Annotated in this window: 22 protein-coding genes and 1 tRNA gene; 11 read left to right on the top strand and 12 right to left on the bottom strand. The window is 74.3% G+C overall.

Annotated features, from left to right (window positions below; genetic code table 11):
* Positions 1-86 precede the first annotated feature (86 nt).
* The 6 genes from RQM47_RS04840 to RQM47_RS04815 all read left to right on the top strand — a co-directional run bounded on the left by RQM47_RS04840 (position 87) and on the right by RQM47_RS04815 (position 6,059).
* Complete coding sequence (locus tag RQM47_RS04840) at positions 87-2,024, top strand: nidogen-like domain-containing protein (protein WP_311662711.1); 1,938 nt, start codon at positions 87-89, stop codon at positions 2,022-2,024.
* Between the two features lie 95 nt (positions 2,025-2,119).
* Entirely contained in the window at positions 2,120-2,473 is a 354-nt protein-coding gene (locus RQM47_RS04835) for a hypothetical protein (RefSeq protein WP_311662710.1), read from the top strand.
* Between the two features lie 101 nt (positions 2,474-2,574).
* The gene (locus RQM47_RS04830) at positions 2,575-4,872 is read left to right on the top strand and encodes a TonB-dependent receptor (protein ID WP_311662709.1); all 2,298 of its coding nucleotides are present in this window, start codon (positions 2,575-2,577) and stop codon (positions 4,870-4,872) included.
* A gap of 220 nt (positions 4,873-5,092) precedes the next feature.
* Positions 5,093-5,166 (top strand) — tRNA-Lys (locus tag RQM47_RS04825).
* 414 nt (positions 5,167-5,580) lie between these two features.
* Complete coding sequence (locus RQM47_RS04820) at positions 5,581-5,718, top strand: hypothetical protein (protein ID WP_311662708.1); 138 nt, start codon at positions 5,581-5,583, stop codon at positions 5,716-5,718.
* A gap of 158 nt (positions 5,719-5,876) precedes the next feature.
* On the top strand, positions 5,877-6,059 hold the full coding sequence (locus RQM47_RS04815) for a hypothetical protein (protein WP_311662707.1): 183 nt from the start codon (positions 5,877-5,879) through the stop codon (positions 6,057-6,059).
* On the opposite strand, the gene RQM47_RS04810 is transcribed toward RQM47_RS04815, so the two are convergent.
* From RQM47_RS04810 to RQM47_RS04800, 3 genes are all read right to left on the bottom strand, one after another.
* Complete coding sequence (locus RQM47_RS04810) at positions 6,060-6,806, bottom strand: glycosyltransferase (RefSeq protein ID WP_311662706.1); 747 nt, start codon at positions 6,804-6,806, stop codon at positions 6,060-6,062.
* 121 nt (positions 6,807-6,927) lie between these two features.
* On the bottom strand, positions 6,928-7,794 hold the full coding sequence (locus tag RQM47_RS04805; protein ID WP_311662705.1) for an SDR family oxidoreductase: 867 nt from the start codon (positions 7,792-7,794) through the stop codon (positions 6,928-6,930).
* 120 nt (positions 7,795-7,914) lie between these two features.
* Complete coding sequence (locus tag RQM47_RS04800; protein WP_311662704.1) at positions 7,915-8,547, bottom strand: SDR family oxidoreductase; 633 nt, start codon at positions 8,545-8,547, stop codon at positions 7,915-7,917.
* 364 nt (positions 8,548-8,911) lie between these two features.
* Between RQM47_RS04800 and RQM47_RS04795 the strand changes: the two genes are divergently transcribed.
* The 3 genes from RQM47_RS04795 to RQM47_RS04785 all read left to right on the top strand — a co-directional run bounded on the left by RQM47_RS04795 (position 8,912) and on the right by RQM47_RS04785 (position 13,038).
* Complete coding sequence (locus tag RQM47_RS04795; protein WP_311662703.1) at positions 8,912-9,325, top strand: TerB family tellurite resistance protein; 414 nt, start codon at positions 8,912-8,914, stop codon at positions 9,323-9,325.
* 309 nt (positions 9,326-9,634) lie between these two features.
* Entirely contained in the window at positions 9,635-11,305 is a 1,671-nt protein-coding gene (gene ettA, locus RQM47_RS04790) for an energy-dependent translational throttle protein EttA (RefSeq protein ID WP_314007646.1), read from the top strand.
* Between the two features lie 311 nt (positions 11,306-11,616).
* On the top strand, positions 11,617-13,038 hold the full coding sequence (locus RQM47_RS04785) for a phosphoglucomutase/phosphomannomutase family protein (RefSeq protein WP_314007644.1): 1,422 nt from the start codon (positions 11,617-11,619) through the stop codon (positions 13,036-13,038).
* Between the two features lie 92 nt (positions 13,039-13,130).
* On the opposite strand, the gene RQM47_RS04780 is transcribed toward RQM47_RS04785, so the two are convergent.
* The 6 genes from RQM47_RS04780 to dinB form a co-directional block, all read right to left on the bottom strand.
* Positions 13,131-13,814 (bottom strand): hypothetical protein, encoded by a 684-nt coding sequence (locus RQM47_RS04780; protein WP_311662700.1) that lies wholly within the window; start codon positions 13,812-13,814, stop codon positions 13,131-13,133.
* Between the two features lie 70 nt (positions 13,815-13,884).
* Positions 13,885-14,145: a GlsB/YeaQ/YmgE family stress response membrane protein gene (locus RQM47_RS04775; protein ID WP_311662699.1), complete on the bottom strand. Its 261-nt coding sequence runs from the start codon at positions 14,143-14,145 to the stop codon at positions 13,885-13,887.
* Between the two features lie 99 nt (positions 14,146-14,244).
* Positions 14,245-15,528, bottom strand: a complete 1,284-nt coding sequence (locus tag RQM47_RS04770; RefSeq protein ID WP_311662698.1) for an aminoacetone oxidase family FAD-binding enzyme — start codon at positions 15,526-15,528, stop codon at positions 14,245-14,247.
* Between the two features lie 14 nt (positions 15,529-15,542).
* Positions 15,543-16,580: an LLM class flavin-dependent oxidoreductase gene (locus RQM47_RS04765; protein WP_314007641.1), complete on the bottom strand. Its 1,038-nt coding sequence runs from the start codon at positions 16,578-16,580 to the stop codon at positions 15,543-15,545.
* A 167-nt stretch (positions 16,581-16,747) separates the two neighbouring features.
* Complete coding sequence (locus RQM47_RS04760) at positions 16,748-17,485, bottom strand: Nif3-like dinuclear metal center hexameric protein (RefSeq protein ID WP_311662696.1); 738 nt, start codon at positions 17,483-17,485, stop codon at positions 16,748-16,750.
* Between the two features lie 107 nt (positions 17,486-17,592).
* Positions 17,593-18,651 (bottom strand): DNA polymerase IV, encoded by a 1,059-nt coding sequence (gene dinB, locus RQM47_RS04755; RefSeq protein WP_311662695.1) that lies wholly within the window; start codon positions 18,649-18,651, stop codon positions 17,593-17,595.
* Between the two features lie 315 nt (positions 18,652-18,966).
* Here dinB and RQM47_RS04750 point away from each other — a divergent pair, with 315 nt between their 5' ends.
* Positions 18,967-19,242: a DUF2442 domain-containing protein gene (locus tag RQM47_RS04750; RefSeq protein WP_311662694.1), complete on the top strand. Its 276-nt coding sequence runs from the start codon at positions 18,967-18,969 to the stop codon at positions 19,240-19,242.
* A gap of 85 nt (positions 19,243-19,327) precedes the next feature.
* On the opposite strand, the gene RQM47_RS04745 is transcribed toward RQM47_RS04750, so the two are convergent.
* The gene (locus RQM47_RS04745; protein ID WP_314007638.1) at positions 19,328-20,668 is read right to left on the bottom strand and encodes a M24 family metallopeptidase; all 1,341 of its coding nucleotides are present in this window, start codon (positions 20,666-20,668) and stop codon (positions 19,328-19,330) included.
* A gap of 196 nt (positions 20,669-20,864) precedes the next feature.
* On the opposite strand from RQM47_RS04745, the gene RQM47_RS04740 reads away from it, so the two are divergent.
* Complete coding sequence (locus tag RQM47_RS04740; RefSeq protein ID WP_314007636.1) at positions 20,865-21,788, top strand: cation diffusion facilitator family transporter; 924 nt, start codon at positions 20,865-20,867, stop codon at positions 21,786-21,788.
* 19 nt (positions 21,789-21,807) lie between these two features.
* Here the strand turns inward: RQM47_RS04740 and RQM47_RS04735 are convergent, their stop codons facing one another.
* Both RQM47_RS04735 and RQM47_RS04730 read right to left on the bottom strand, forming a co-directional pair.
* Positions 21,808-22,293, bottom strand: coding sequence for a thioesterase family protein (locus RQM47_RS04735; protein WP_311662691.1), 486 nt, complete (start codon positions 22,291-22,293; stop codon positions 21,808-21,810).
* Positions 22,290-23,282 (bottom strand): acetyl-CoA carboxylase carboxyltransferase subunit alpha, encoded by a 993-nt coding sequence (locus RQM47_RS04730; RefSeq protein WP_311662690.1) that lies wholly within the window; start codon positions 23,280-23,282, stop codon positions 22,290-22,292. Before RQM47_RS04730 ends, RQM47_RS04735 begins: the two co-directional genes overlap by 4 nt.
* Positions 23,283-23,381: the final 99 nt, after the last annotated feature.

Genomic DNA, 23,381 nt, shown 5'->3' with positions numbered 1-23,381 from the left:
GGCGGCTTCTTGCGCGCGCGTGACGTGCAAGTCATTGGGATCACGTAGGTAAGAGAGCACACCTCTCTCCCCCTACCCCTGGCCCCATGATGACTCGTTCGCTACGCCGCACCGCCGGCGCGCTGGCCCTGTTCGGCCTGCTCCTCGCCGCCCCGCCCGCCCTCGCCCAGGTCACGCTCCACACGGCCGCCGAGAAGGCGGCCTACGAAGCGGCCACGCCGGCCCGCCCCGCTCCGGCCGCCGCGCGGCAGGCGAGCGCGGCGGCAGGCGACCTGCTCGTCCCCCGCGACGACACGTTCACGCTCGCGCTCGCCGCCAACGACGACGGCTCGACCGACGCCATCCCGCTCCCGTTCGCGTTCAACCTTTACGGGACGACCTACGACGAGGTCTACATCAACAACAACGGGAACGTCACCTTCACCGAGCGGCTCGGGACGTTCACCCCGTTCGCGTTCCCGTCCGCCACCCCCATCGTCGCCCCGTTCTTCGCCGACGTCGACACGCGGGGGACCGGGAGCGGGCTCGTCTACTACAAGAGCGAGCCCAGCCGGTTTACCGTCGTCTGGGAGGACGTCGGGTACTTCAACCGCCAGACCGACAAGCGGAACACGTTCCAGCTCGTGCTCACCGACGGCGCCGACCCGCTCGTAGGGGCGGGGCGGAACGTGTGCCTGAGCTACGGCGACATGAACTGGACGACGGGCAGCGCCTCGGGCGGCTCGAACGGGTTCGGCGGGACGGCGGCCATCGCCGGCGCGAACGCGGGCGACGGCGCCTCGTTCTTCACGCTCGGACGGTTCGACCAGGCCGGCGACGCCTACGACGGTCCGGGCGGCGCCTCGGACGGCGTCGACTACCTCGACGACCGCGACGTGTGCTTTAGCACGAGCGACAGCGAGACGAACGTCCCGCCGATCGCCCAGGGCATCGCCGACGGCGACGCGTTCGACCTCGCGTTCGGGACCGAGTTGGTCATCGACTTCTCGTTCCTGAGCCCGGAGGCGGACCAGACGACGGAGATCACCTCGCCCGACTTCGACGCGTTCGGCGAGCCGTCGAGCGGCGGGGCCTTCGAGTTCTTCGACGGGACCGTCTCGTTCGACGCGACCGCCGGCAACCCGGCGACCGGCCAGATCCGGGCCTCCATCGCGCCGGGCCTCGGCGTCACCGGGGGCGGCTCGTACGACGTCGCCCTCGTGGCGTGCGACGACGCCGACGACTTCGAGTGCACCGAGATCACGATCACGATCAACGTCGAGTCGCTCGGGACCCGGTCGTGCGAGCCGGGCGACTGGTACGTCATCGACTTCAGCGCCGACGGCGAGCCCTCGCCGTTCTCCGGCGGCGAGTACGTCCGGGTCTACGCCTCCGGCCCGGGGCCGCTGGACCTGAGCGGGTGCGACTTCGTCGCGTTCAACCCGTTCTCGGAGCGCGTCACGCTCTCGGTCCCGCTCGACGGCGTCACGCTGGGCGCGTTCGAGGACGTCGTGATTCTGGAGGGCGGCGCGGACTTCCCCGAGGGGTCGATCCCCGACGGCCCGGGCGCCATCGCGTTCGTTCAGGGCGACGTCGCCGTCGGCGCGACGGTCCAGTCCGTGCTCGGCCGCGTCGCCCACTCGGTCGTCTACTTCCGCGACGACAACATCTTCGGCGTCTTCCCCGCCGGCAGCCCGCTCGACCCGGACCCCGGCGCGCGGCGCGCGGGCGGGGAGGCGGACCTGAGCGCGCAGCTCGCCGCGCTCCGCGCCGAACCCGGCGACGTCGGACCGGCGCTCGCAGTCGGCCCGAACCCGGTGCGCGGGGCCGGCGCGGTCGCGTTCCGGCTCGACGCTGAGGCCGACGTCCGGCTCGCGGTCTACGACGTGCTCGGGCGCGAGGTGACCGTGCTCGCGGAAGGCGCGTACGGCGCCGGCTCGCACCGGGCGTCGTTCGACGCGGCGGCGTTCCCGGCCGGCGCCTACGTCGTCCGCCTGACGGCGGGCGGGGTGGCGCACACGGCGCGGCTCACAGTCGTCCGCTAGGCCGCCCCGCCCTCGGCCACCCGGCGGCCCGCTCCTCCTGGGGCGGGCCGCCGCACGTTTCGGGCGGCGCCCGCCGGTCGTAGGTTGGAGGCGAGATGCCCCACCCCGCCCGCGCCCTCGTCCTGCTCGCCGCCCTGCTGGGCGGGGTGGGCGCGGTGTCGGTTCACCTCGTGCACCACGGGCTGGAGTGGGCGGCGTCGCAGGCGGAGCACCTGGCGCACGGGGCGCACGACGACGACGCGGACCTCGTGACGACGCCCTGCACGGGCGGGGCGGCGCACGAGGCTCCGTGCGCCGTGTGCACCGGGTTCGCCGGCGCGGTCCTGACGCCGGGCGCGGCCGTCGCGGAGCGGGCCGTGGAGGAGCGGGAACGGGCGGCCGGCGAGGCGCTGGCCGTGTACCGGCGCGCGGCGACGCCCGCCCGGGGACCGCCGGCGCCGGCCGCGTAGGTCCGGCCCGCGGCGTCCGTCGTAGGCCTCCGTCCGGCGCGCGCCTGCGTGCCCGGCCTCTGGTTCCGGCCGCGCGTCTGCGGCCCTGCGACAACTCCGCCATGCGCCACACCGCCCTGCTCCTCGCCCTCGTCGTGCTCGGGCTCTACGCCCCCGCCGCGCTTTCTCAGTCCCTCACCGGCCGCGTCACGGACGCCGAGACCGGCGCCCCGCTCCCCGGCGCCACGGTCGCCGTGCCCGCCCTCGCGCTCGGAGCGTCGACGGGCGCCGACGGCCGATTCGTCCTCTCCGCCCTCCCCGCCGGCTCAGCCCGCGTCGTCGTCTCGTTCGTCGGCTACCGGAGCGAGACGCGGACGGTCGACGTCGGCGCGGGCGGGGCGGGGCTCGACGTGGCGCTCGCGCCGTCGGTCGTCGAGGCGCCCGACGTGACCGTCACGGCGCGGGCGCGGGCGTCGGACGTGCTCTCGACGCCGCAGTCCGTGGCCGTCGTGGACGAGGAGGCGCTGGACCGCGCGGGCGGGGCGACGCCGTTCGACGCGCTCGACGAGGTCGCCGGCGTCCGCCTCTTGCGGACCGGGCCGGGCATCGCCAAGCCGGTCATCCGCGGGCTCACGTCGCAGCGCGTGCTCGTCGTCCAGGACGGGGTGCGGCAGGAGGGCCAGGGCTGGGGCGACGAGCACGCCCCGGAGGTCGGCGCGGCCGACGTGGACCGGATCGAGGTCGTCCGCGGGCCGGCGTCGCTGCTCTACGGGTCGGACGCGCTGGGCGGCGTCGTGCAGACGGTCCCCACGGACCTGTTCGCGCGGACCGCCCCGCTCGGCGGCGAGGCGTCGCTGGCGGGCGCGACGGTCGCGCAGCAGACCGAGGGGACGCTGGTCGTGGGCGGCGTGAGCGGCCGGCTGGGCTACGAGGTCCGCGGCGGGGCGCTCCGGGCGGGGCTCGTGCGCACGCCGTCCGGGCTCGTGCCCAACACGGCGCTCGACACCGAGACGCTGTCGGGCCGCGTGGGCACGCACGTGGGCGAGGGCGGGCGGCTCGTGGCGGAGGCCGGGACGTTCCGCCAGTCGCTGGGGCTCTTCGAGGACGGCGGGCTCGTGCCCGAGGCGCCGGCGGGGCGGTTCACCATCGACATGCCGCGCCAGACGGTCGCCCACGACCGGGCCGCGCTTCGCCTCGACCTCCCGCTCGGGCTCGACCGCCTCGACGTGGTCGCGGCCGTCCAGCAGAACCGGCGGCGCGAGTTCGAGGAACACGAGGACGAGGACCACCTAGGCGACGAACATGGCGACGAGGAGCACGGGGGCGGGGCGGCCGAAAACCTCCCCACCCTCTCGCTCCGCCTTACCACGGTCACGACCGACGCGCGCTTCCACCACCGCCCGCTCGGGCCGGTGTTCGGCGTGCTCGGCGTGAGCGGGATGTTCCAGCGGAACGAGACGCTGGCCGAGGAGGTGCTCATCCCGGGGGGGACGACGCTGAACGGGGCGGTCTACGCCGCCGAGCAGGTCGTGAGCGGGCCGCTCACGCTCGACGCCGGGGTGCGGTTCGACGCGCGCCACCTGGACGTGGAGGCGAACGGGACGCTGGGCGTCGAGGCCCAGACGCGGACGTACACGGCGCTCACGGGCGCGGTCGGGGCGGCGTGGCAGCTCCGGCCTGACTTGTCGGTCGCTGCCAACCTGGGCCGGGCCTTCCGGGCGCCGATCCTCCAGGAACTGTTCGGGAACGGGGTCCACGAGGGGACGCTCCGGTTCGAGCGCGGCAACGCGGCGCTCGCGCCCGAGACCAGCCTGGCCCTCGACGGCGTCGTCCGCTACCTGACGCCGCACGTCTACGCCGAGGTGAGCGGGTTCGTGAACGCGATCGGCGGCTACATCACGCCGCGCGCGACGGGCGGGGTGGACCCGGAGAGCGGGTTCCAGGTCTACGACTTCGTCCAGTCCGACGCCCGCTTGGTGGGCGCGGAGGCCCGGCTCGACGTGCACCCGCACGCGCTGCACGGCCTGGGCGTCCACCTCGCCGGCGACGTGACGCGGGGGACGGACACGGACGCCGACCGGCCGCTCCCGTTCGTCCCCCCCGCCCGGCTCCAGACGGCCGTCGAGTACCGGGCGGGGCGGCTCGGTCCGGCCCGCGACGTCGAGGCCCGGATCGGGCCGACGTTCGTGGCCGCCCAGCGCCGCGCGGACCTCCCCGAGGAGGTCCCGACCGACGCCTACACCGTGTGGTCGGCGAGCGCGTCGGCGTCGTTCGCCGTGGGCGGGGCGGTCGTCACGCCGACGCTCGCGGTCGACAACCTGACCGACGCCACGTTCGTGGACCCGCTCAGCCGGTACCGCCCGTTCGGGGTCCCGGCGCCGGGGCGGAGCGTGCGGCTCGCGCTGCGCGCCTCGTTCTGACCGCCCCGCCCTCGCGGGACCGCGGGGCGGGGTGGGACGGTGCGATCGCGCTCCTGGGGAAAGCTCTGGCTCGCGGACAGCATGGCGGCCGTGGGTGCGTCGTCGGTCGATACAGCGGCGCGGGGCTGACGGACCGCCCCGCCCGCTGAGTTTTCCGTGGCGGCACGGTTTCACCGTCTGTCCGCTTGAGCGGGCGGGGCGGGGCGGGTAGCTTGGCGGTGCCCCTATAGCTCAGCTGGTTAGAGCAGCGGACTCTTAATCCGCGTGTCGAAGGTTCGAATCCTTCTGGGGGCACTGCCGAAACCCGCCTCTGCCGTGCGCTGAGGCGGGTTTTTGTTAGAGCGGTGCCGGAGTGGTGTCACCCGCCTGCGGTAGAGTCCAAGAGGCTCCCCGGCGACGATGACTCCTCAGGTGAAACGGTGCGCGAAGTGTGAACAGACGTTACCGTCTGCCGCCTTCCACAGAAACCGGCGGAGAAGGGACGGCTTACAGACGTACTGCCGGGTATGCAAGGCCGAGGTTCAGAGGGAGTGGTACCGTCGGCGGGGGAGTACCCAGCGCGCTCGGAACGACGCATACAAGGTCCGGAACACGGGGCACCTATGAGACTACCTCGCCGCGCACCCGTGCGTGGACTGCGGCGAAACGGACCCCGTTGTCTTGGAGTTTGACCACGTGCGAGGGCGGAAGGTCGGCTCCCTGTCAGACATGGCCGTTCGCCAGTTCAGCCTCGCCAAGCTCGACGCCGAGATTGCCAAGTGCGAGGTCCGGTGCGCGAACTGCCACAAGCGAAAGACGGCGATTGAGCAGGGCTGGTACGCCAGCCTTACGCTGCCGCGGACGTAGCGCCCGAGGCGCGCGCCGTTCGCCGGTGGCCTCGCCGCTCCCACGTTGAGGCGCTGCAGAGCGCGCCACCCCGCCCTCTGCGTTTCCAGAGGCCGATGTCCGGGAAACCCGGGGCGGGGCGGTCTGCGTTCGTCTGCCCCTCTCCCACCCCGCCCCTCATGGCCGACAACACCGCCAAGCGCCGCAGCCCGTTCGGCATCGCCCTCCTCGTCGTGGGTGTGCTCACGCTCCTCCTCATCGTGTTCTTGCTGTCCCAGCGGGGCGGCGAGACGACGGGCGGCATCGGGGGCGGCGGGCTCGACGCGCCCGAGCAGGTCGAGCCGTCCGAGGCGCTCCCGTAGTCAGGACCGCTCGCCAGCGGGCGGTCCGCCGGGGCCGTTCCGGTTTTTCCAGTAGCCCCAGCTCGACGCGCGGACCCAGCCGGCGCCGGCGCCGGTGAAGAGCAGGAGCGGGCGGATCCACCCGTGGAGCGTCTTTCGCAGGCGGCCCTGCCGAAGCCGGCGGTGGTCGCGCTCGTAGACTCGGAGCGCCGGGGCGTAGACGACGCGCCACCCCGCCCGGCGGACGGTCCACAGCGCGTAGATGTCCTCGTTCGCCGTCAGCGCTGGGTCGAACCCGCCGGCGTCGAGGAGCGCGCGGCGCCGGAGGACCATGTTGGACCCCGACCCGGCCGGGACGGTGAGCCACGCGAGCACGCGGATGCCGAGCGAGAACAGCCGGTAGTACGTCCGGTACTCGGCGTCGGCGCTGTACTTGCCGCCCTGGACAGCGCCCACGCGCGGCCCCAGGTCGAGGGCCTCCCACGCGGACCAGTAGCCGCGGCCGAACGACACGTCGATGTCGGTGAACAGGATCCACTCGGTCTCGGCCGCCTCCAGCCCAATCTGCCGGGCCTCGGGGATCGAGCTCGGCACCTCCAGGACCGTCGTCCGCTCGGGGCGGAGGCGGCGGACGAGGTCGGCCGTCCCGTCCGTGCTCGCGTCGACGACGACCACGCGGAGGCGCGGGTCGAGGCTGGCCAGAAACGGGCCGACGTTGTGGGCCTCGTCCTTGGTGGGGACGACGAGCGTGAGGGCGTCGAGGGTCACAGGCGGCGGCGGGTCTGGGGGGAAGGTGCCCACCCCGCCCTCCAAACGCAACGGGGGCGCACGCGGCCCCGGCGCACGCGGTCCCGGCGCACCGCCCCTCCCCGACAGCGAAGCGCCCTGCTCATCCGTGCGCGGGCGGGGCGGCTCCGTCCGGCAGCCGGAGCGGACCGGGCTGCGTCCCGTCGACGTCTACGACGCCGACCTCGCGCGCGAGGTCGGCAGCGAGCAGCGTCTGCCCCGTGCGCAGGAAGGCCGTGGGGTCGGCGGCAAGCGCGGCGACGGCACGGCCGACGTAGCGCGGGCTCTCCGATCCGGCCAGCGCGGGCACGCGCGCCCACGTCCGCTCCGTCGCTCCATAGGCCGCCAGCACCCGCTCGGTGCGGACGAAGCCGGGCGAGACGGCCACCGACGTGACACCGCGCGGCCGGAGGTCCTGCGCCATCCCGAACGCGAGCCGCGCGAGCGACGCCTGCGCCACGTCGTCGTACACGCTGCCGGTGTACCGTCCGCGGTCCTCGAACGTGACCGTCGCCACGAGCGCGCCGTCGCGGAGGAGCGGGGCGGCAAACCGGGACGTGAGGAGCGCCGCCCAGACGCCCGAGCGCATGGTGGCGTCCCACCGCGCGAGCGGCTGCTCCCAGAACGGTCCGCCAGCCGCCGGTCCCTCGTGGCCGCCCCAGACGGCGTTCACGAGGAGGTCTAGTCCGCCCGCGTCGGCCTCGATGCGGGAGAGGAGCGCGCGGACGTCCTCGACGCGCGTGTGGTCGGTCTGGACGGCCACGCCCCGCCCGCCGGCCCGCGTCACGTCCGAGGCCGTCTCGTCGATGTTACCGGGCACGTCGCGGCGGCGCTGGCTCTTGAGCGTCCGCCCGGTGACGTAGACGGTCGCGCCGGCCTCGCCGAGCGCGAGCGCGACGCCCCGCCCGACGCCGCGGCTGGCGCCGGCGACGAGGGCGACGCGGGAAGACAGGTCGGGCGGGGCGGGCATGGCGGCGCAGCAGAGGCGGGGCTACGCGCGAGGGCGGGGCGGTGTCCGCCGAGGCCGCGCCTCCACCCCGCCCTCGGACATTTTTAACGGGCCGAGCGGGGCGGCCGACGGCGGGGTGGGCTACGCGTCCGTGACCATCGGGGCCTCGCCGGCAAAGCGGTCCGACGTGGCGAGGTCGAGCATCAGGTCGGCCACGTCGGCGCGAGAGACGCTGTGGCCCAGGCCCATCGAGAAGTAGCCGGTTTTGTAGCGGCCCGTCTGCGGCCCGTCGGTCAGGCGCGGGGCGCGGACGGCGGTCCACTCCAGGCCCGAGCGGCGGAAAGCGTCGACGTGGGCCTTGGAGTCGGCCAGGAGGGTTTTGGCGACCACCTTCATGATCCCGCCGACGAGCCGCGGGGCAAACCCGCCCGGGTCCTTGGGGTCCGTAACGCCGGCGCCGGTTTCGGTGACGACACGGCGGACGCCGTGCGCCTTCATGGCCGCGACCACGTTCTGGGCCGCCCGGGCCATGAGGTCCGGCGGCGACCCCTTCGTGTGGCCGAGCGTGAGGAGCACGGCGTCGGCGCCGTCGACGACGCGGTCGACGTCGGCCGCGTCCAAAGCGTCGCCCTGGACGACGGTGAGGGCGGGGTGGTCGATGCCGAGCGACGAGGGCGTCCGCGCGAGGGCCGTGACGTGGTGGCCGGCGGCGAGCGCCTGCTGGACGAGGGGGCGCCCGGTGCGGCCGGTGGCGCCGAGGACGGCGAGGGTCATAGGGGTCCCGTAGGTTTCGGCGAGGACGCCGGCGCGACGCCCACCGTTTCGGCCTGGACCCGAACGGGTTTCCGCCTGGTCCCCGCCCCGCCCGCTGCGGTCGCCCGACGTCCGCCCCGCCCTCGCTCGTCACGCCGCGCCGCGTCCGGCGGAAGAGGCCGTTGGCGCGGGCGGGGCGGCCGCCTCGTCGAAGGTGCCGGCCGCCGGGCTCCGCCGGCTCGTCGCCGCCCCGCTCGCCGCGGCCGGCCTCCACCCCGCCCGGGCGGGGCGCGGCGCCGTCCCTAGCCCGCCGTTGCGGTTGCGGGCCGGGCACGAGCGGGGGGCCAGAGCGGTTACTTTGCCGCTCCGTGTTCCCCGCCCCGCCGTGTTCCTGCACGAACTGAGCGCCGACCAGCGCCGCGCCTTCCTCGTCCTCGCCCGCCAGGTGATCGACGCGGACCGCCGCCTCTCCATCCAGGAGGTCGAGCGGCTCGACCGCCTCTACACCGAGTCCGGGCTGGAGGCCGAGCACGCCGACGCGCCCCACGCCGTCGGCGACCTGAACCTCCTGTTCGGGACCGAGCGCGCGCGCGTGGTGGTGCTCCTCGACCTGCTCCTGGTCGGCTACGCCGACGGCCGCCTGGACCCGCGCGAGGTCGAGGCGCTCCGCGAGGTGGCCGCCCGGCTCGAGATCGACGCCGGCACCTGGGAGGCCGCCCTCGACTGGGCCGAGCGCTACCACGCGCTCACCGAGGAGGCGCTGCACCTGGGGAGCCCGTCCTCGATCGGGACCCCGTAGGCGACGCCCGGGCGGGGCGGTCAGGGGTAGAGGGGCCGGAGTCGTCCGCCCCGCCCTCGTCCGAGCACCCGTAGGGACACGATGCGTCATGTCCTCGGGCGTGCCACCCCGCCCGCCGCAGGGCGCGGCCGCCTGGGCGGGGCGGCTCTGGGTTCGCCCTCCACCCCGCCCTGGCAAACGGGCGGGGCGGCCAGGGAGACGGAACGCCGAACCCCGAACCTCTCAACCACCCCGCCCCGTGTCCACCGCGAATCCACCGCGGGCGGGGCGGCGGCCGCCTAGCTTGGTCGGCACACAGACGCAGCGACCGTGAGCGACCAGAAAATCATCTTCTCCATGCTCGGCGTCGGCAAGACCCTGCCGACGGGGAAGAAGATCCTCGACAACATCTACCTCTCGTTCTACTACGGCGCCAAGATCGGCGTCCTGGGCCTGAACGGAGCCGGCAAGTCCACGCTCCTCCGCATCATCGCGGGCCAGGACGACAAGTACGACGGCGAGATCCAGAAGCAGCCCGGCATCACGATCGGGATGCTGGAGCAGGAGCCCGACCTGGGCGACCCGTCGCGGACGGTCCGCGACGTCGTCGAGGAGGGGATGTCCGAGGCCGTCGGGCTCCTCAAGCGCTACGAGGAGATCTCGGCCGCCTTCGCCGAGCCCGACGCCGACTTCGACGCACTCATCGCTGAGCAGGGCAAGGTCCAGGAGGACATCGACCGGCTCGGCGCGTGGGACGTCGACGCCCGCCTCCAGCAGGCCATGGACGCCCTCCACTGCCCGCCCGCCGACGCCGCGGTCGGCCCGCTCTCGGGCGGCGAGAAGCGCCGCGTGGCGCTCGTCCGGCTCCTCCTGCAAGCGCCCGACGTGCTCCTGCTCGACGAGCCCACGAACCACCTCGACGCCGCGTCCGTCGCGTGGCTCGAGCAGCACCTCGCGCAGTACGAGGGGACGGTCATCGCCGTCACGCACGACCGCTACTTCCTCGACAACGTGGCGGGGTGGATCCTGGAGCTCGACCGCGGCAAGGGCATCCCGTTCGAGGGCAACTACACGTCGTGGCTCGAGCAGAAGGAGGCCCGGCTGAAGCAGGAGGAGAAGGACGCCTCGAAGCGGCAGAAGACGATCCACCAGGAGCTCGAGTGGGTCCGCCAGAACGCCAAGGGCCAGCGGACCAAGTCGAAGGCGCGGCTCGCGCGCTACGAGGAGCTCCAGGCCGGGCTGCCGGACGAGCGCCGCGACGAGCTCGAGATCTACATCCCGCCGGGGCCGCGCCTCGGCCGCGTCGTCGTCCAGGCCGAGGGCGTCAAAAAGGGCTACGACGGGCGGACGCTCGTCGAGGACCTCACGTTCGACCTCCCGCCCGGCGGCATCGTCGGCGTGATCGGCCCGAACGGGGCCGGCAAGACGACCCTGTTCCGCATGATCACCGGGTCCGAGGCCCCGGACGTCGGCGAGTTCAAGGTGGGCGACACGGTCCAGATCGGGTACGTCAACCAGGACCGCGACCTCGACCCGAACAAGACGGTCTGGGAGACGATCTCGGGCGGGGCGGACTTTATCCAGCTCGGCACGCGCGAGGTCAACAGCCGCGCCTATGTGGGCCGGTTCAACTTTGGCGGGCAGGACCAGCAGAAGAAGGTGGGCACGCTGTCCGGCGGCGAGCGCGGCCGGCTCCAGCTGGCCGTCACGCTCAAGGAGGGTGCAAACGTGCTCCTCCTGGACGAGCCCACGAACGACCTCGACGTCAACACGCTGCGCGCGCTCGAAGAGGCGCTGCTCGCCTTCGGCGGGTGCGCCGTCGTGATCTCGCACGACCGCTGGTTCCTCAACCGCGTCGCCACGCACATCCTGGCCTTTGAGGACGGCGGCGTCTTCTTCTACCCCGGCAACTACGCCGAGTACGAGGCCGACCGCAAAGAGCGCCTGGGCGTCGCCGACGACGAGCCGACCGGCCCGCACCGGCGCCTGACGCGCGCTTGAACGGGTGATGGGGTACGAGTGACGGGTAATGGGCGGGGTGGTCGTTTCCCGCCCCGCCCTCGCCACGAGCGAGATGAACCGGGCGGGGCGGCAGGTTCGCGTGCCACCCCGAGTAGCGCGACGGGCGGGGCGGCGCCTTTCGCTCGCCACCCATCACTCGTCACCCACGGCCCCGCCCCGCCCGCTGACACCACGTCCGGCACCGCGGTCGCGGAGTTTCCCCCACGGCTCCGCCGCCCGCCCGACGGTAGCTTTCCCGTTCCTCGCGCCGTGCGGCGCGCCCACCCCGCCCCCGGGTTTTGCCCTCCCCCATGTCAGAGATCAAGTTTGGTACCGACGGCTGGCGCGCCGTGATCGCCGACGGCTACACGTTCGAGAACCTGGAGACCGTCGCCCGCGCGACCGCCGCGTGGGTCGGCAAGCAGACCGACGGCGACGGGTCGGTGGTCGTCGCCCACGACACGCGGTTCCAGGGCGAGGCGTTTGCCCGCTTCGTGGCCCGCGTGTTCGCCTCGAACGGCGTCCGCGTCCGCCTCGCGGACGGGTTCGCGACGACGCCGGCCGTGAGTTGGAAGACCGCCGACGGCGGCCACACGGCCGGCATCGTCATCACCGCGAGCCACAACCCGCCGGCCTACAACGGGTTCAAGATCAAGGCCCACTTTGGCGGCCCGGCCACGCCCGACATGATCGCCGCCGTCGAGGCCGGAATGGGGTCGCTGGGCGAGGCCGCCCCGCCCCGCCCGTACGACGACCTCGTCGGCGAGGGGCTTATCGAGACGTTCGACCTCCAGACCGAGTACGTCGACCTGCTCCGCGAGCGGATCGACGTCGACGCGATCAAGGAGGCCGGGACGAAGGTGGCCTACGACGCCATGTACGGCGCCGGCCAGGGCGTCGTGACCGAGCTCCTGGGCAAGACGCGCGTGGTCGAGCTCCACCACGAGCTCAACCCGGGCATGCACGGGCAGGCGCCGGAGCCCATCGAGAAAAACCTCGACGGCCTCCTCAAGGCCGTCATCGACAAGAACGCCGCAGCCGGCCTCGCCACCGATGGCGACGCCGACCGGATCGGGCTGGTCGACGAGGAGGGCACGTTCGTCGACTCCCACTCAATCCTCGCGCTCCTCGTCAAGTACCTCCACGAGGAGAAGGGGCTGAAGGGCGACGTCGTCAAGACGTTCTCGACGACCGACATGCTCGACAAGATGGGCCAGAAGTACGGGCTCACGGTCCAGACGACGCCCATCGGGTTCAAGTACATCGGCCCCAAGATGGTCGAGGGCGACGTGCTCGTGGGCGGGGAGGAGTCTGGCGGCATGGCCGTCAAGGGCCACATCTACGAGCGCGACGGGCTCTACATCGGCCTGACGGTCATCGAGATGATGGTCAAGCGCGAGCGGACGCTCTCGGGCCTCGTGCGCGAGCTGTCGGACGAGTTCGGCCCGCACTTCCAGGCCCGCAACGACCTCCACACGACGGACGCCCGCAAGCAGGCGGTCCTCAAGGAGCTGGCCGAGGACGGCCTGAAGACGGTCGACGGCCAGCCGGTCGTGAAGACCGAGACGCTCGACGGGTTCAAGTTCCGGGTCGAGAACGGGTGGCTCCTGTTCCGGCCGTCCGGCACCGAGCCCGTCCTCCGCGTCTACTCCGAGGCCGACAGCCAGGAGGCCGCCGACGCGCTCGTGGCGTGGGGCGTGGCGTATGTGAACGAAGAGGTTCCGGCGGAATAACGAACGGCGGATTCCGAGCCCCCGCCCCGCCCAGGTCTGCCCGGGCGGGGCGGTTTCGTTGAGGGCGGGGTGGTCGGCGCCCCGCCCGTCGCTTACCGCCCCGCCCCCAGGTCCACGCCTACGGTGTCGGTGGCGGCCGAGTCGACGCGGGCGTCCAGGTCGAGCGCCCGGTCGGTGAACGCGCCGCGGAACGGGGGAAACTGAGCGGCCGACGTGTCGGGGTAGGCGCGGAGCCGCTCGCGGAGCCGGTCGCGGTCGGCGGCGAGCGAGTCGAGCGCGCGCCCGAACCGGCCCGTCGTGTCGGCGGCGGCATACGGGCGGAGCGCGACGAGGCGCTCGTCGACCTCGGCGATCCCGCGCCCCGCGGCGGCTTGGAGCGCGGCGTAGCTCGGGGCGGCGTCGTAGCGCCCGCGGCGGACGGCCTCGCGGAGCCCCCGCGCCTGCACCAGAATAGCCGTTTGTGTCGAGTCGAACGCGGCGCGCGGGGCGGGGCGGAGGCTGTCGACGCGGACCTGGAACCGGCGGCGCTGCTCGCGGAGCCGCTCGAGGACCGGGTCGTACGCGGCCTGCACGACCGAGTCGGCACCGGCGGCCTCGCCTTCGAGGCGCGCGAGCGCGGCGTCGATGTCCAACGTCTCCTGGAACACGTCGGCCCGGAACCGCTCGACGTCGGCCTCGGGGACGACGACGGTCTGGTCGGGGTCGACCGGCGCGTCGGTGCCGCAGGCGGCGAGGGCGAGGGCGGCCAGGAGCAGGAGGGCGAGGGGGCGAAGCACGGCGGGGGGGAAACAGAGGCGGGCGGCCCGCCGGGAGACGGGCCGCCCGCGGAGGACGGAGCGGGGCGGGCTAGGCGGCCGAGTGCTCCTTGAACTTGTTCACGGCCCAGAGCAGGATGACGGCGCCGAGCGTCGCCACTAGGATGCTCCAGAAAAAGCCGCCGTCGGCGTCGACGAACGGGAGCAGGCCGACGACGAACCCGCCGATGAGGGCGCCGACGATGCCGATGACGATGTTCATGCCGAGGCCCATGTTGGCCTTCATGATCTTCTCTGCGAGCCAGCCGGCGATCGCGCCGACGACAATCCAAAAAATGAGTCCGGTGAGCATGGGGGCAGGGGTCGAGTGTGAGAGGGGACCCCAACGGGCGGGGTGGTGCGTCCAACGAGTCCTGCGCCCGGAAAGTTCAAGACGCCCTCCCCGCCCCGCTCAGGGAGCACCGGCCGCGCGGCCCGCGAGACGCCCCGTGGCCCACGCCCAGAGGAAGTTGTAGCCGCCGATGGGGCCGAACGCGTCGAGCACCTCGCCGCACAAGAACAGGCCGGGCCGCGAGCGGGCTTCGAGCGAGTGCGCGGCCACTTCGGAAAGCGCCACCCCGCCCCCCGTCACCTCAGCCTTTTTGTAGCCCTCGTCGCCGGTCCACGGCAGCGGATACTCGGTGAGGACGGCCACGAGGCGGCGGCGCTCGTCGCGGCGGAGGTCGGCCCGGTTGCGGTCGGTAGGCACGTCGGCCTCGGAGAGCAACGCTTCGGCGAGGCGGGCGGGGAGGGCATCACGCAGGTCGCCCAGGACCGTGCCGGGGCCGGGCGCTTGGAACGCCGCGTCCCACGCCCCGGCGTCGCGGTGGGCCCAGCGCACGAGGACCGGCTGGCCGCCGTCATCCAGGGTCCGCGAGAGCGTCGCGAGGTGCGACACGTCGAGGACGGCCGGGCCGCTGTAGCCGCGGTGCGTGAACAGGAACCCGCCGGACGCCTCGACACCACCCCGCCCGGCCTTTTTGTCACCGGGCGCGCGGACGGCCACGTCGAGCGAGACGCCCGAGAGGTCGGCGTGCGGGGCGGCCTGTCCGTCGCCCGCCGTGAGCGGGGTGAGCGCCGGGTACGTCGGCTCGACGCGCAGCCCGAGCGCCTCGGCCGCGCGGAGCCCGAACCCGTCGCTCCCGGTCTTGGGCACCGACAGGCCGCCCGTCGCCAGGACCACCGCGTCGACGTCGAGCGGGGCGGCGTCTTTCAGCCCGACGCGCCACCCCGCCGGTTTGCGGTCCGCCTCGCCCGGCTCCAGCGACGTCACGAGCGTATCGAACCGGAGGTCAGCGCCGGCCGCGCGGGCGGCGTCGACGAGCGCGTCGCGGACGTCGGTCGCGCGGTTCGACGTCGGGAACAGCTTGCCCGTCTCGGGTTCGAGCGAGAGCGGAACGCCCAGGTCGTGCTCGAAAAAGGCCCGCTGCTCGGGGAGCGGCCACGAGTCCAGGATCCGCCGGAGCAGGCGCGGCGACCCCGCCGTCACGAACCGGCCGGCGTCGACGGCCGAGGGGAGCACGTTGCACCGGCCGCCGCCCGAGACGACGATCTTCTTGCCGCCCCGCCGGGTCCGCTCCAGGAGCACGACGCGGGCACCGGCGCGCGCGGCGAAGACGGCGGCGACGAGCCCGGCCGCCCCGCCCCCGATGACGGCGACGGCGCGGGGCGGACCCGACGCGGGCGGACTCGACACGGGCGGGGCGGCGCTCACGCGGCGGCGGCGAGGTCCGCGGCGCGCTCCGCGGGCGGGGCGGCCAGGCCAAACGCCTCGGCCAGCAGCTCGTACGAGCGGAGCCGGTCGGCGTGGCCGTGCGCGTTCGTCGTCACCATCACCTCGTCGGCGCCGGCGGCGGCCGCGCGGCGCTCGATCTCGGCGCGGACGGCGTCGGGCGTGCCCACGACGGCGATCTGGCGGTACGCCTCGACGGCCGCGCGCTCGGGCGGGGTGTAGTCGTGCGCGAGCGCCTCCTCGGGCGACGGCAGCGGGTCGAACCGGCCCGTGCGGATGCGCGCCCACGCCAGCTCCATCGTGGCCGAGACGCGCCGGGCCTCGGCCTCGGTCTCAGCGCACACGGCGGCGACGGCGAGGACCGCGTGCGGCTCGGGGAACGCCTCGGACGGCTCGAAAGCGGCGCGGTAGGCGTTGAGGGCGGGCGCGGCCGGCGTCGGGCTAAAGTGGCTCGCGAAGGCGTAGCCCAGCCCGCGCGCGCCGGCGAACGCGGCGCTCGACCCGCTCGACCCGAGCAGCCAGATCGGCGGGAGCGCCACGCCTCCGGGCGTCACGCGGACCGACGCGAACGGGTGGTCGGCGGCGAAGGCGCCCTCGGAGAGCGCCGTCAACTCGGCGAGCTGGTACGGGAACTGCTCGGCGTCGAACGACCGGAGCGCGCGGATGTGGGCGGGGTCGGTCCCCGGCGCCCGCCCGATCCCTAAGTCGATGCGGCCCGGGAACAGCGCCTCCAGCGTGTGGAACCGCTCGGCGACGAGGAGCGGGGCGTGGTTCGGGAGCATCACCCCGCCCGAGCCCACGCGGATGCGCTCGGTGGCGGCGGCCGTGTGGGCGATGAGGATCTCGGGCGCCGACGAGGCCACGCTCGGCATCCCGTGATGCTCGGCGAACCACAGGCGCGTGTAGCCCAGCCGGTCGGCGAGGCGGGCCAGGTCGACCGTCCGCCGCAGCGCCTCACCGGCGTCGGCGCCAGTGGGGATCGGGGCGAGGTCGAGGACAGAGAGGGGGAGCGGCATGGTCGGATTCGGAAGACGATCTCAATAGGCCTTGGGTCAACGCCCACCACCCCGCCCCGATTCTGCCTCCACGGAGAGCGCACGGGCGAACCCAGAGGACGGACCCAAAGGGCGGAGCGGGGCGGTCGAAAAGAGGAGGGGAAGAGAAGAGGCGGCAGACGAGTCGCCTACCCGCGGCCCTCCCCGCCCGCGTCCACGACATCGACGTCCGGCCACCGCGCAGCGACGAGGCGGCCCAGGTGGCGAAGCCCCCACCGCTCGGCCCGCTCCTGGCCTACCGCCGCGACGAGCACGCCCGCCGCCTCCGCTGGCGCTACGCCCGGCCGCCGGACCTGGCCCGTGACGTACACGCCGACGCCGCGCTCGGCCGCCGCCTCGACCAGCGCTTCCGTCATAGCTCCCACGAGCGCCACGCGCGAGACTTCCACCGCCCCGCCCGCGTCGGCTCCGCCCGCTCCCGCCGTCTCCTCCACCCCGCCCAGCACGTCGGCAACGCGGCCGAGCACGTCGGCGGCGGTGAGCGGGGCGGGGAGGGCACCGACCAGGCCGACCACGTTGCCGCCGCGCATGAGGGGCTCGGCTTCGGGCTCCAGCCCCAGCTCGCGGGCGAGGGCGGGGTTGTGGCCAACCGCGAACCGCTCGTCGAGGGCGCGGTGGTAGGCGAGCACGCCGAGCCCGTCGGGGAGCCGCGCCGGCCACAGCCCGAACGGCCGGTGGAGCAGGACGGCGTCGAGCCCGTCGGCCCAGGCGTACGGCGCGCGCCCGGCCTCCAGCCGCAGCCCCAGCCGGCGGACCGGGCGGGGCGAGTCGAGCCAGACGCCCACAGGGTCGCCCTCGCGGAACAAGCGGTCGGCGTCGGTCTTGGCGGCGAGCGAAGCGGCGATCTGGGCGACAGTCGGCGGCATGGGCGGGGTGGGGTACAGGGTACTTGGTACGAGGTACAGGTAGGGTCGGAGCCGCACCCCGTACCGAGTACCCTGCACCAAGTACCCCGTACCGCCCCGAAGGGCGCCTAGTCGAACGGGAGCACGAGTTGCCGGCCCTCGCTGATGAGCCCCGAAACGGTCAGCCCCAGCAGCCGCACCGGCTCGGCGGGCGGGGCGGGGCGGTGGAGGAGCGCGGCGCCGCGGTCGAGGAGGTCGGCCTCGGCCCAGACGGGCGCGGCGAACGTGGCCGAGCGCGACGTGATCTCGAAGTCGGCGCTCTTGAGCTTGAGCGTGAGCGTGCGCCCGGCCGTCCCGTGGCGGTCGAGGCGGCGGGCCAGCTCGGCGGCGAGCGGGGCCAGCCGTTCGAGGAGCGCGTCCGCCCCGCTCACGTCGTGGGCGAACGTGCGCTCGACGCCCACCGACTTTCGCACGCGGTCGGGGCGGACGGGCCGCGCGTCGTCGCACCGGGCCACGCGCGCGAGCCACCCGCCGGTCTTGCCGAGGGCGGCGCGGAGCTCGGCCTCGGACCGCGCCTGGAGGTCGGCGCCGGTGCGGATGCCGAGCGCCCGGAGCCGCGCCGCCGTCGCGGGGCCGACGCCGTGGAAGTCCTCGACCGGGAGCGCGGCCACGAGCGCCGGCGCCTCGTCGGGCGTGATCACGCGGAGCCCGTCGGGCTTGGCGAGGCCGGACGCCGTCTTGGCGAGGAACTTCCCGAACGAGACGCCAGCCGAGCACGCGAGCCCGGTCGCCTCGCGCACCTCGGCGCGGATGCGCCGCGCGACGAGCGTCCCCGACGCCGGCCCGTCGAGCGGCTCGGTCACGTCGAGGTACGCCTCGTCGAGCGAGAGCGGCTCGACGAGGTCGGTGTAGCGCCCGAACACCTCGCGCACCTGGGCCGAGACCTCCTTGTAGACGTCGAACCGCGGGGCCACGACCACGAGGTCCGGGCACCGCCGCCGCGCCCACGCCATCGGCATGGCGCTGGAGATCCCGAACGGCCGCGCCTCGTAGCTCGCCGCGGCCACGACGCCGCGCCCGCCCCGCCCGCCGACGGCCACGGGCCGCCCGCGCAGCGCGGGGTCGTCGCGCTGTTCGACCGACGCGTAGAACGCGTCCATGTCGACGTGGAGGATCTTGCGGAGCACGCGGGCCAGGGCGGGGTGGGGAAGGCTACGGCGGGTCTCGTGCCACCGCCCCGCCCGCGGGTACGGGCGAGGTGGAAGGCTACGGTCGGCCCTGCGCCACCACCCCGCCCGTGGGTGCGAGCGGGGCGGTGGTTGCGGGGCGGGGCGGGCGCTCGTAGTGTCTCTACGCCGGGCGGGGCGGATCAGGCCTGACGCCGTCCAATGCTCGTTTCACCACGCCCTCTCGCTCCGGGCGGGGCGGCACTGTTGCCATAGCCTTCGACCACCCCGCCCTCAGTCCCAGAGCCCTGATCGGTCGTCGCCCCCCGCACTGACATGGCCGACGTCCTCCGCATCGCCGACGCGGACCCGCTCGGCGGTCACACCCTGCAGCTCACGTTCAGCACAGGCGAAGTCCGCGGGGTGAACGTGCTCCCGCTCATCGAGCGGGTAGGCGGGGCGGTGTTCGCGCCACTCCGGGGCCCGTCGTATTTCGCCCGGGTGAGCGTGGCCCCCGTGTGCGGGACGGTCGTGTGGCCGAACGGGGCGGACCTGGCACCGACGGCGCTGCACGAGTTGGAGGCGGCGGAGGTCGTTGTTCGGGCTGACTGACTCGCGGCTACAGACCGGCAAAGGGCGTCCGGGTTCTTAAGACACAACCACCGGGAGCAACCGTATCGCCCCCGCCCCGCCCGCGCTACCGGGCGGGGCGGGGGATGAGCAGGAGCGCCTCCTGCCGCCCGTCGAGGTAGCGGACCGCCTCGCCGTCGAACACGGCGTCCTCCTCCAGCATGAACCGGACGGCCTGCCCGCCCCACTCGGGCACGGCAACGGCCGCGTTGAGCTCGATCGAGTACGCTGTGCTCGGGTGGAGCGGGTAGTCGCCGCCGCCCGGGACGCCGCCCTGCTGGTCCCACAGGCCGATCGTCGGCCCCGCCCCGTGGCCGTGGAACCCGATCGGGTGCGTGTAGATCGTCGCGTCGATCCCCTCGGCACGCGCGCCGTCGAGCGCGGCGGCGAGGACCTCGTTCCCCGTGCGCCCGGTCGCGAACTGCCCGGTGAGGAGGTCCTGCACGCGGTTCGCCGCCCTCAGGCCGGCGACGAGGCCGGCGGGCGGGGCGGTCTCGCCGGAGCGCAGGACGTAGGCCATCTGCTGCGTGTCCGTGTGGAGCCCGAGGTACTCGATCCCGAAGTCGACCCAGACGAGGTCGCCGGGCTGGATGACGGTCTCGCCGGGGCGCCCCGAGAAGTCGCCCGACCGTCCCGTCCCGCTCGTGCGCTGGACCGAGACGCCGGGGTGGAACCACGACCGGAGCCCGAGCCCGCGGACGCGGTCGCGGTACCACCACGCGAGGTCGTCCGTGGTCGTGACGCCGGGCGTGACGGCGGCCGTCGAGAGCCCCTCGTGCAAGAGGCTCCGGGCGAGCGCCACGACGGTCGGGTAGACGGCGAGTTCGGCCGGCGTCCGCGTTTCGAGCCATGCGACCGCGAGCGGCTCGGCCGAGACGACGCGGCCGTGGTATCGGGCGGGGAGGGCGCCGAGGAGCGCCTCGTACTCGGTCGAGGCGAGGCCGTCGGCGAGCGCGAACGTGGGCGAGCGGTTGACGGCGATCCGCTGGGGGTCGCGCTCGGCCACGATCTCGGCGAGCCGCGCCCATTGGTCGGGCTGGTCCTCCGGCTCCCACGCCCGCGGGAACGGGCCGACGTCGTAGCGCGCGACGGCCAGCCGCTCGACCGGCCGCCCCGCCCCCGGGTCGTGGAACACCAGGACCGTCCGCCGCCGGGCCGAGAGCCACGTGGCCGGCAGCATCGTCTGGAGCACGGGGTCCTCGTTGTACTCGCGGCCCAGGACGACCCACAGGTCGACGCCGTGGCGGCGCATGAGGGCCGGAGCGACCGTGTCGAGGCGGTCGGCGAGCCAGCGGTCCTGGACGACCGCCCGCTCGCGCATCGGGAGCACGGCCGGCCGCTCGGCCTGCGCCTGGGCGACGGCCGGGCCGACCGCGAGCAGGCCGAACAGAAGGAGGACGCATCGCATGGGCGGGGCGGTCGGCGAACAAGAAGGGCCGAGGCACCCGGCACCGGGCGCCCCATCGCGGGCCGGTCTAACAGCGCAGCCTCGGCGGCGTTCGCCCGTGCTACCCCGCCCCGCCCCGAGATCCGCGGGCGGGGCGGCGGACCGTCCGCCCGCGACGGGCGTTCGAGGCGGCTCCTGCTCCTCCCCCGCCCCGCCCGTGGCCGATCGCCCCATCGCCGTCTACGGCGCCTTCGTCGCCAACCTCGCGATCGCCATCGTCAAGTTTGTGGCCGCGGCCGTGACGGGCTCGTCGGCCATGCTCTCCGAGGGGATCCACTCGCTCGTGGACACGGGGAACCAGGTGCTCCTGCTCGTCGGCGTCAAGCGCGGGCAGCGGCCGGCGGACGCGGGGCACCCGTTCGGGCACAGCTCGGAGCTCTACGTGTGGGCGCTGCTCGTCGCCGTGGCCCTGTTCGGGATCGGCGGCGGGCTCGCGTTCTACGAGGGCGTCTCGCACCTCCAGCACCCGAACGAGATGACGGACCCGACGTGGAACTACGCCGTCCTCGGGTTCGCCTTCCTCTTCGACGGGGGCTCGTGGCTGCTCGCGCTCCGCGAGCTCCGGCGCGACCACCCCGGCGTCGGCGTGTGGGAGGCGTTCCGCAAAAGCTCCGACCCCGCCGTCTACACGGTCCTCGCCGAGGACACGGCGGACCTCGTCGGCATCCTCCTGGCGGCGGGCGGGATCGCGCTCGGCCACGCGACGGGCAACCCGACGTGGGACGGGCTCGCGTCGATCGCCATCGGCCTGCTCCTGGCCGGCATCTCGCTCTCGCTCGTCGCCACGGGCCGGAGCCTGCTGACCGGCCGGGCGGCGGCCCCCGAGGTCGTCGCGTCCGTCCGCCAGATCGCCCAGGCCGACCCCGCCGTCGCGCACGCGGACGTCCCGCTGACGATGCAGATGGGGCCGGACGACGTGCTCGTCAACGTCGAGGTCGAGTTCCGCGACGGCCTCTCGGCGCCCGAGGTGGCCGAGGCGTCGGTGCGCATCGAGGCGGCGGTCCGCGAGGCGCACCCGGCCGTGTCGCGCGTGTTCACCGAGGCCGCCCCGCCCGACCGCCCCGCCCCGCCCGCGCCGTGAGGGCGGGGTGGGCCGCTCCTCACCCGCCGCCCCGCCCCGCCCGGTCAACCTGCAGAGCAGACGGCGCAGCCAAAGCCTCGCGGATCAGGGGCGGGGCGGCGACCGGCCGCCCCCGCTCGGCGTCCACGAAGCACAGCGTCACACGGCCCGAGACGAGCACGGCCGCCTCGCCCTCGCGCCGCACGGCGTAGTCGATGGGCACGCGGACGCGCGGCGGCTCGGGGAACGTGGTCTCGACCTCCACCACGTCGTCGTAGCGCACGCTCGCGTGGTAGCGGACGGCGACGTCCACGACCGGCATGATGACGCCGCTCGCCTCCAGCTCGGCGTACGGGAGGCCCGCCGAGCGGAGCGCCTCGGTCCGCGCCGCCTCGAACCAGTCGAGCACGTGGGCGTGGTAGACGACGCCCATCGGGTCGCACTCGCGGTACCGGACGCGGTGGCGGTGGACGTAGCGGAGCGCCGCGCTGTCGGCGAGCGGGGCGGAGCGGGTCGGTCCGCTCACGCGGCCGGCGCCGCCTCGCGGAACGCCCCGAGCGCGTCGAGCTTGGCGAGGCGCTGGTCGAGGAGCGCCTCACTGTCCAGGGGCAGGAGCGCGTCGAGGGCGCGGACGATGGCTTGGCCCGTCGCCTCGAACGTGGCGGCCGGGTCGTGGTGCGCCCCGCCGGTCGGCTCGGGGACGATCTCGTCGATGATCCCGTTCTGGATGAGGTCCGGGGCCGTCAGCTTGAGCGCGCGGGCGGCCTCCTCCTTGTGGTCCCACGAGCGCCACAGGATCGACGAGCACGACTCGGGCGAGATCACCGAGTACCATGCGTTCTCGAGCATGAGCACGCGGTCGCCGACGCCGATCCCGAGCGCCCCGCCCGACGCCCCCTCGCCGATCACGACGACGACGATGGGGACCGGCAGCCGGGCCATGACGAGCAGGTTGCGGGCGATGGCCTCGGCCTGCCCACGCTCCTCGGCCTCCAGCCCGGGGTAGGCGCCGGGCGTGTCGAGGAAGGTCACGACGGGCTTCCCGAACTTGGCCGCCATCTCCATGAGGCGCTTGGCCTTCCGGTAGCCCTCGGGGTTGGGCATCCCGAACCGGCGCTCCTTGCGCTGCTTCGTGTCGCGGCCCTTCTGGTGGCCGAGCACCATGACCGTCCGGTCGTCGCCGCCGTACGCCGATCCCTTGAACGTGGCCGGGCCGCCGACGAGGGCGCGGTCGTCCGAGAACAGGCGGTCGCCGTGGAGCTCGACGAAGCCCGTCGTCAGCGCGTCGACGTAGTCGAGCGTGTAGGGCCGCTCGGGGTGCCGGGCGATCTGGACGCGCTGCCAGCGCGTGAGCCCGCGGTAGATCGACTGCCGGAGCGTGTCGACGCGCGTCTGGAGCGCCTCGATCTGGCCGGAGAGGTCGACGGAGCCGTCGTCGGCCTCGAACTGGCGGAGCTCTGCGAGCTTCGCTTCGAGGTCGGCGAGGGGCTTCTCGAAGTCGAGGAGGTGAGCCATGCGCGCAAGGTACCGCCCGACGACGACGACGCCACCCCGCCCGAGCGGGGCGGGGCGGGCGGGACGGACGGGCGGGGCGGCCGGGCGGAGCGAACACGC

It is taken from the genome of Rubrivirga sp. S365, assembly GCF_032248475.1.
GTDB classification, from domain to species: domain Bacteria; phylum Bacteroidota; class Rhodothermia; order Rhodothermales; family Rubricoccaceae; genus Rubrivirga; species Rubrivirga litoralis.
The sequence above is the reverse complement of the archived record's forward strand: the minus strand, read 5'-3'. Positions and strand labels throughout refer to the sequence as shown.